Below are 9,375 nucleotides of genomic sequence, written 5' to 3'. Positions count from 1 at the left end.
AGCCTTGCTGCATATAGAATGTAGTAAGGCTCTTATCTTTTTTAATCAAAATTCAATAACTTTATTATCACTATACAAATACAGGATGTTTGATAAATAAGAAGATATCATTGTTGATTCTTAAACCATCGCTTTATATTTAAATAAATCATGATGAATACTAAAAAGCCCCATATCCCTAATGTATAACGTAAAGGATGAAGCGAGACGAATTCCCCTATAAACGGTAGATTCATTAATATGTCATTTACAATTAATTTTATACCATTATAACCCAAAACTACTGCTATTATGGATGAAATAATGAGAATTATTGTCTCGTTTGACTTAACTTCCATCTCTTTGTGATTTAGAACATCTTCTCGTATGTTTTTAAATAGTTCTTCGGCTTTAGTAAGTAATGAAGACGTATTAGTTTTATCCAATATATCGCTATACAGAACTTTTGCCGTTCCTTCATCTTTAAACAAAATTTCCTCGTTATAATCTAATTTTAAGAAATTAAAATCTCTTCTTAATAAATTATAATCTCTGGTAGTCTTAACACTTTTCTCGGACATACCACTAAGCAATTGGCCAACATAATGCTTCTTGATCAAGCTTAATTCGTAAAATCTTATAAAATCAAACATTTGTTTTAAAGTAAGGTCTTTATAAATTTGTAATATTCGGTCATCATAAACTCTCATCTTTTTTAAATGATTTTCCTCTTGCTTAAGGTTTTTTTCTATATATGTACGATAAATCCTAGAGCCATTACTAATTATTGAAAATGTAGAATTACACATATATACTAACTCTCTAAGATTAAAAACTTTGGATTCTTGTAATACTTTATCAATATCATCTGAATGCATCATATCAATAAATTGTTTACCACAATTTTCAAGATGACTCACATATAGCTTTTTATTCTTTTCTATAAACTCTTGATGATTTGCTCTTTTATTCATCTCATAATCACCAAATATCCAGGTGATTTTCCGTTCATAATTATTTTCTTTAAATTCGGTTTTACATAATTCGCATAATTGTTGGATGCAATGACGCATAATATGATCAATCGTTATATTCTTTTGAATATCTTTTTCCCAATAATCATGGGTATTGTAACTCTGTTTTGACTTATAAAAATGTACCTCCGGTATTATTTGCTGTCTAGGTGAATTATCTGATACTGCTATTACTTTGTCGTGTTCAAAAGATAAAGTAACTTGTAGCGTAATAACTCCTTCTTTATATATGTTTGCAATCACATAGGCCTCCGTATAATTATCCCCATCCTTTATTAAAAAAGGAAGCAGTAAAAAACGTTTATAGTTGTTCATTATAAATTCATCTCTTAAATTTGCCTTATCGAGTCTCATCAAATTATCATCCATACTAATTAACTTTTCGTATGCTACATATTCAAGAGGCTTATATATATGCTTTGCAATATATTCTCCTTCAATTTCACCGTTGAGTATTTCATATTCAATTATGTAATCGTTAAGTATTCCATATTTAGCCTTTATTTTTTCTAACTTTTCTTTATCAGAATCCTTAGAATCTAGAGATATATACATATGTTTAAAGCCACTCTTTTGTTCTATAGGTCTACGCGGCGCATAGTGACTATAAAGATTTTGTTTGATTGCTAAATATTTTTCATATCTAGGATTGTTCTTTCTTGTCCCTTTTTTGATATCAACATAAGATACGTATCCTCTAGATTCTTTTATATTTTTTTGTATTAATTCAAATTCTTCTTTCTTAAAATCTATAATACTAAACATGTTTAAAACTTTATAGAACAATACATCAACTCCATCAAAATAATTATTTCAGTTTTAATCATCAATACTGGATCTCCAACTATAATAACATTTATATATAGGGGTAGCACCATCAAACAAGACATTGGTTTATATTATAGAAAAGACTTAATAGCATCTAAAACGGGTGTTTTTTCTTTGTTATATAGAAATTACACATTAATTGACAAAATGGACATTTGATTCCTAACATGTATATAGGATTACTGTATTAGGCGCTGTTGTGTTCGGTTTAGCATCTTATTTGTTTTAAAGAGATGATAAAGGGTAACAAAATAAACGAAAATAGAAATAGTTAACAAATGTCTGCTTTTATAGTTTATAGGTGAACATAACTATACTTCCATTTTATATATATAAATTATTACTGATTATAAGTACATTTGTTTCTGTAAGAATACTATATTCTTCTCTATCTACCTATACTTATAATTTTACTAATTTATTATGATGTAGATATTAATTTAAAGTTATTTATACGAAATAACTAAATGGATTTTTTAGTAAGAAAAAATCATATACCGTTCTATTTTCTTAATTCACATAATTTTCAAAATTAAAACCTATGGATGTTAATATTTGTTATATAATATACTTGTCAAAGCATTACCCCTGTAGTTTCTATGATGATAGTTTGTTTGTCCCGTATGTTCACCTTAAACTAAAAAGAACTTGTAGGGATTCCTACAAGTTCTTTTTGTTCTTCGGATTGACATATAGTAAATGTTATTAGGGGTCACTATATCAAAAAAAGAAAATTGTACGCTAAGGACTACAAACCCTTATCATTACAGTGTTTTTTAAAGAAGAGTGCATGTTCAAAAAGATAAAACCCTAAATTTAATTGAACATTGATTTATTTACACACTTCAAGAACACGATTATAGCTAGGAAACGTTGATATTATTGAGTTTTATCCTCTGTCCATAAACATAAGATTTTCTGAACAAATACCTCTTAACATATAGTAAAACGGGTTAATGGTGTCCAAATTGTGTCTAAACGTACAATTTTCTTTTTTTGATATGGTGAGGCCTATTATGAAGATGGTTATTTGCTCTCTAACTATATGACTGTTGTTGATATTGACCAGCAAAATAGTGCTGTCATATGTACCGATGCTTTTTATAATAAGATGCCACTACGATTTTCTAATATAATAAACGTAAAATAGAACCGATTTAAGTGATCAGGTTTGAATTGTTATAAAGGAGTGTATAAAATGCAAGGGAATCAGATAAGAAAGAATACAGCAAGACCAGTTATTCATAATGATATAAATAACTTTCCCTATTTAAATATACCTATGATTATCAATAAAAAAGATGGAATGATTTACGAGGTATTAAGTGCTGGTTTTCATAATAATGATGCAGTAGCAATGATAACAACAGACGGTTTCGTTACAACCAGGGTAAATACAACGATCATATCAGTAAAAAATTAATAATGGTAGCATTCAATTATCCGCTTACCTTTAGAACTTGAATATTGGGTACTTTCTTGTATGCGTGCTGCTTCAACAGGGAAAAATCCATTCCCCCGTAAAGTGACTTTTGGAATTATCGGCACAAAATTGCATGTGGAATTCAAGTAAAAAAGGAGCAAATTAATTTGCTCCTTTTATCGTTTGGTTTTCAATGTTTTAAGGATGTATAGACTTTTTATTAAACTAACTTCATTTTAAGCTTAAATAGGATTTGGCATAAAATTAGGATTTAGGTTGATTGCTCTATATAAAAACACAGCCATTTGTTCTCTTGTGACAGAAGCGTAAGGACTGAAATTTTTACCACCTGTACCACTAGCTATCCCGTTACTATAAAGAGCCTTTACATATTCATTTGCCCAATGCCCTTTCATATCATCAAATTCGTAGGGAGCCTTTACTTTCAAATCAAATGATTTTGTTAATACAGATGCTATTTCAGCTCTTGTTGTTGTATTTTTTGGGTTGAATTTTTTTTCTGGATTTACACTAAATATCCCCATCTTTGTTAATGCTAAAATCTCCTTTTTAAACGGATTATCATTTATGTCAGTAAACGGATTATTAGTTGTATCTTGTGGTTTTAGATATCTATATAAAACAGCTGCTAATTGTTCTCTCGTAATATTATCAGTTGGACCAAAATAACCATTTCCATACCCACTCATAAATTTCTTCTGAATCATATAAGTAATTTCGTTATAAGCCCAATGATTTTTAGGAACATCAAGTAAAGAAAATGGTGTAACAGTAATATAACTACTAAAATATTTTGCAGATTTATCATAATTTACATATGCATCTGTTGGTGAATCACTCCATGTATCGTGCACTACTATGTCACGAAAGTTTTCATTTGATTCAGGAAGATATAGTTGCATATAACCAATTCCAGTCATTGTATGATTCCCATAATAAGGTTCCGCAAGGGTGTTTATTATTATCGGTCTATCCGAATCGATTTCTTTTATGTATTTTTCATAAGTAGGTTTCTCATCATACCCAATTACAGGATTATACCCGCGACTCTGAAAATACTGTTCAAGCCCTGGCTTCATTCTAGATTCAAAAGTGCTACCAGCTGAATCTGTACCCATTGCGGCTCCTAAATTATCAATTAATTGATTAGAATTTTCATTACTTCGAAATAAATTATTGTATCCATTTTGTCCCCAATAAGCCACTAAGTTTGCAATTGCTGTTGGAGAACAGCCATGATACCAGGTGTAATCAGGCACATTACTAATATTGTGTTCTTTATAATCCGGTTCTTGTGAGTTTAATTTCATCTGGGGTGCATTGTATGTGTGAGGTTGAAGTTGATGTTGTTTTTCTTTATCTATTTGCATACTTTTCGCCTGATCTATATCTATGGCTTGATCAGTATGGATATTGATTACCTTATCTTTTTCTTTTTTTAGATGATACAGTGGTCCAGTATATATAGCTTTTCCCTCTTCAATATTTTTGTAAGGATTAGAACCTTCTCTAGTAGATTCTAAGATCGAAGAACTATCGTTCTTACTATCCGCAATGATATATCCAAGATCTTCATTATTTTTTTGTATTTGAAATAGGTATCCAGTAACATGTCCTTCTAGATCGTACAGTGTTTTACTTTCACTAAAATGAGTATCTTGCCACTTTGAGTTGGCTTGTTTACTCACTCCTTTAAGATATTTTTCAGCTTTACTTTGTGCTTCTTGTTTTGAAATGGTGTGGGTATCTGTTTCTGCAGCGTACGTATTGCTAGGTTGGTTTAGAGATAAACCTATAAAAATTGCAGCCACAGATGATAATAAGTACTTTATTTTCATTCAAATTCCTCCTGTGTATTTTTTCCATAAAGCAACAACTTTTATAACATAGCACACTTTTCTAAATATTTACATATTTTATTCTGAGATTTGTAAAATTTTAGAAATATTTAGAGTTTTAAAAGGGGATTTCATATATTGCTAATTTAATAGATAATCACAAGGTTAGCAGTTACTCGTCTTGATATTGCTATGTGATAATTAAATCTAAATTAATTAATTTTTTTATTCTAGAAGTTATACGTATGATTAAAACTAGAGATGAAAAATTGATGTGTACAAAATTTAAGAAATTATATTTGTGGTTCTTATTTTATTATCAGCTCTTGTTAACTTGTTGATTTAGTGAATATTTGCATATAACTTATTTTTTACTAGACATCATGTTTGGTTATAGAGGAATAAGAGAATTGAAGTTAAAGAAGCCTTTTCTAGTAATTACTAGTTAATTATTATTTGGCCTTGTTTTGAGTGTATATGTAGTCGTAAATAATTAAATTCCCAAAAAACATTTACAATTTTTAGTTTATATGTATATAATTTACATCGAATACACTGAATAATATGTTTAGTGTAAAAATACAGAATAATCGGAGGGTATTATGAATAAAAAAATTGTAACTAGTTCGTTAGCGGCTGTCATGTTATTATCGGCTGCACCTATTTCTTCTTCGGCAGCAACTCAATCTACCAACTACCAAGATATTCAAGAAAACATAATCCAAGAAAGTACAATAGGTAATGTGAATTTCAATGTGTTAGAAACAACAGAATTTAGAACTATTAAAGTTCAAGAAAACGGAAAGGATAGTATTGTTAAGTTTAATAAAATGACTAACGAATTAACTATCGATGGTGAATTAATCGAAGACTTGAATATGAATAGTATGTTACAAGGACAACCCCGTACACTTAATGGATTGGACAAGGGTCCTCAGTATAATCGAGGAGGGCAGGAGTTTACATATATGGGTAAATTGTATGGCAGCACAAGACCATTAAGAGACTCTGTAGCAGTAACAGCTGCGGGTATTTCTGCTGTAACCAAATGTCCAGTTGCAGCTTTAATACTTGCTATGGGAGGAGCAAAGGCAGGTTTACTTGATATTTATTACTATGAATATGAATTATATGAAGCAAATCCTTTAACTACAAATTGGTTACAATTCACTATTACACGTTTATATAAAGATGAAGCAAGAAACCAACCGCTTGGAGGAGAAATGACAGGTTCTGTTTATAAAATCGCTTTACCAAATAGTTAATATAATCCAAGTTTCTTTGTTTTTTTACTAGTATAAACACAGCTTTCATCTTTAATTATGGAGGCTGTGTTTATTACCGTCTAAAATTAATTAATGATTTTCACGCCTAAATAGTTTGCGATAATTTAAGAGTCTTTATCCGAATATCTTAAAGTTGATTTAAAACACTTAAGATGATGTCTATTTCTTTATAATAATTTTGAGGCTATATATCAGGAGGGAAACTTATGAAAAAAACATTAAGTTCTATGATGGTAATGGGAATAGGGATAGGTTTAGTTTTCACCAATCCTGCATCCGCAGAAGTTAATTTACCTAATTCAAATGAGAAATTCGAAATTGTACAAACTCACGATGGTAGAATTAAAGGGGTAAAATCTTTAGAAAATTTGAAAGTTGAGCAAATTGATCATATTTTAAATGAGATGGGATTCTCACAAGATGAGATTTCAAAAATGAACGGCCAGTTAAAAAAGGACATAGCAAAAGCGGGAGGGAAAAAAGCCTCTTTAGAATTTTTAGAAAAAGAGCATGAATATACAAATTTAAAAGGAAATAAATATATTATTGGTGATCATAATAAAGAATCAATAAAAAACATAGAGACAGAAGATATAAATGAAATTTTAAATAGAAATTTAAAAAAGAGTAATGCTATCCAATATATGGATCCCCCTTCAGTGTTGACGGACCAAGGCCAAAATTTTAATTTATTTGCCATATATCAGGGGGAACAAGGTTCTAATTACGTTTATCAGGTATTTTCAAGTCAATTTTGGAACGAAATGCCCCGTATTCGAGGGAATGATACACTTGGAATTACGTGGGGAGATAAAGCAAAAGCTTTAGATAATACGGATTCAGCTCGTCAATCTTGGTTTGCTGGTGATGAATTTGAGCAAACTTTAAAAGCGGATCGATCAAGTATATATGGAACCCAATGGAAAATACCAGAAATAAATAATTCTACTTCCAGAGGTGTTTACACTTCTCAAAAAATTTCCATTCCTACCCAATATAAAGATTCAAAAATTAATATCAGCGCTGGTTTCGTACATGGTTGGGGGCAACCTAATTACTCATTTAAATTCGGGCCGGGGGCAACTATTGATTTAAGTAATGCAAATGGACATCATAAGTGGAGTTTAAACTATAATATTAATGTAGGATCTTAATAATTAATATTTTTAAGAACATTAATTATGATTGTTGTAGAGATTATTTGTCAAAAGATTAGCCAAGAATTAAAAAATGGCAAGCATAAAAAATATGGTTCTGGTGCAAATATGAAGAAGATGGATGATAGTAGATTCCTAACGGAATTGTAATTTATGCTATAAGTCCAAACACTCGATGGATGTACTCTTCCTAATTTTGGACAAATTGATTCTGTAAATCAATTTGTCCCTTTTTTATTATATGCAAGGCTTCCACACCACTTAATATAGAAGTTGCTGTTTTATACGAATTAAATTCCAACATAGAACACACACGTTTCTTGATAAAACGATAATCTTGTTCCACTATATTATTGAGATATCTAACTAGCCTTAGTTGTTTTCCTTTAGGCATATGTTTCTCTTCTTTCAACTCTTGCATCGCTACAGGATAGGCAGGGCTCTTATCTACTGTTATTAAAAATATCGTTTGATTTAAAATACAAAAAAGGGTTTAAAATGAAAAAGTATCATTTTATGTATTCTGCAGTTGTGCTTTCAGTTGGATTATTTAGAGGAAGCAGGTCAAGCACTTTTACAATTTACCTACAAAAAACAATAAAAATAAAAAAACAGCTCAATATTTTAAATTTGAGCTGTTTTTTTATTTTTATTGAACTTTAATAGTTTTAAATTTTGTTGTTTCTGGAGTTTTAAAATTTACATTGTCTATTGTACTGCATATTATTGACGATCTCGGTAGTTGGTGGATTGACTTGCTGCAGATGAAGAAATTGGTGCAGTTGATAATAACATAACTTTATAAGTCAATAAACTCAAGTGTATATTCAGAAAATTAAATTATTAATTAGTATATATATGCTTAAAGCAAGACCTAGTATCAACTCAATGCTAGCCAATACCAAGGATTTATTTAACTTAAAGTCCCTTATACCTCTAAATATAAACATAGCCCCTAATAATAAATAGGTTATGTACAAATATTGGCTAATTCTAAAAGTTATAAGAGCGGATAATACAATTAAAACAGTAAATATAATATCTGGAACCTGGAACTTTATGAATTTCTCCTCACTATTTTTTAACATTATATACCTCCTTTATATAAAAATGATTTAGTTATACATATTTATTACATAATTGTGGCACAGTTTTTAATACCTAATATTGATAGATATTTAATATAAAAATTTACTATAAAAACAGATATTGCAAACTATATTCTAACATATATAGGAATATTTTTAAATTAATATTTGATAATTTCAAATATACAGCACATTAAAAACATCGCTTGATTTAAATGTGCTATAACAAAAAGGGATAAAGATGAGTAATTGTTATTTTATGTATTTTCAGGTCAGCCAACTGATTCCTATGCAGCCGAAACAGCTATGCACGCCATTTCAAAACAAGAAACTCGAAGTAAGGCTGAAAAGTACCTTAAAGGAATGAGTAAACAAGCCTACTCAAAGTGGCAAGATACTCATTTTAGTAAAAGTAAAACCCTGTATGAACTAGAAGGGAACAGGTTCTGTTGCAAAGCCTCCGAAGGTATAATGTAGTCTTTTTACAATGTCTACTTAAAAGGAATACTACCAAACTTCCATCAACTTAAGGATGTAGACTATTCTTGAAGTTAAAATCTCATACCACCCCCAGAACGAAATTTTTTTCATTTTGCTCGTATTTATTCTCGTTCTTTTAGCTTGATAGCGATGGGGTAGCACCACACACCCATCAACTTAAGGGATATTTTTATACAAAATGCGATCTTTTCACGTAGTATTTTATTATCGTTTATAGATG

4 protein-coding genes and 3 pseudogenes are annotated in these 9,375 nt (G+C 29.8%); 4 read left to right on the top strand and 3 right to left on the bottom strand.

The genetic code is table 11. The features are described from left to right. Positions 1 to 107 precede the first annotated feature (107 nt). Positions 108 to 1,799 carry a hypothetical protein gene (locus JDS80_RS29860; RefSeq protein ID WP_199640719.1) on the bottom strand — a complete coding sequence of 564 codons (1,692 nt, stop codon included), beginning with the start codon at positions 1,797 to 1,799 and terminating at the stop codon, positions 108 to 110. A 1,054-nt stretch (positions 1,800 to 2,853) separates the two neighbouring features. Here JDS80_RS29860 and JDS80_RS29855 point away from each other — a divergent pair. Next, positions 2,854 to 2,991: pseudogene (locus JDS80_RS29855) on the top strand (YolD-like family protein); the annotation flags it as partial. Positions 2,992 to 3,039: 48 nt separating this feature from the next. Further along, positions 3,040 to 3,414 (top strand): annotated as a pseudogene (locus JDS80_RS29850) (hypothetical protein). A 92-nt stretch (positions 3,415 to 3,506) separates the two neighbouring features. On the opposite strand, the gene JDS80_RS29845 reads toward JDS80_RS29850, so the two are convergent. Then, the gene (locus JDS80_RS29845) at positions 3,507 to 5,123 is read right to left on the bottom strand and encodes an S-layer homology domain-containing protein (RefSeq protein ID WP_199640718.1); all 1,617 of its coding nucleotides are present in this window, start codon (positions 5,121 to 5,123) and stop codon (positions 3,507 to 3,509) included. A 602-nt stretch (positions 5,124 to 5,725) separates the two neighbouring features. Between JDS80_RS29845 and JDS80_RS29840 the strand changes: the two genes are divergently transcribed. Then, a complete protein-coding gene (locus JDS80_RS29840; RefSeq protein ID WP_199640717.1) occupies positions 5,726 to 6,388 on the top strand; it encodes a hypothetical protein in 663 nt (220 codons plus the stop codon). A 227-nt stretch (positions 6,389 to 6,615) separates the two neighbouring features. Continuing rightward, positions 6,616 to 7,563, top strand: a complete 948-nt coding sequence (locus tag JDS80_RS29835) for a hypothetical protein (protein WP_199640716.1) — start codon at positions 6,616 to 6,618, stop codon at positions 7,561 to 7,563. Positions 7,564 to 7,756: 193 nt separating this feature from the next. Here the strand turns inward: JDS80_RS29835 and JDS80_RS29830 are convergent. Beyond that, positions 7,757 to 8,026 (bottom strand): annotated as a pseudogene (locus JDS80_RS29830) (DDE-type integrase/transposase/recombinase); the annotation flags it as partial. Positions 8,027 to 9,375 lie beyond the last annotated feature (1,349 nt).

It is taken from the genome of Bacillus cereus group sp. N8 (assembly GCF_016483685.1).
In the GTDB taxonomy this organism is placed as follows: Bacteria; Bacillota; Bacilli; order Bacillales; family Bacillaceae_G; genus Bacillus_A; species Bacillus_A proteolyticus.
Note: the sequence above shows the minus strand (reverse complement) of the source record. Positions and strands in the feature narration are given on the sequence as shown.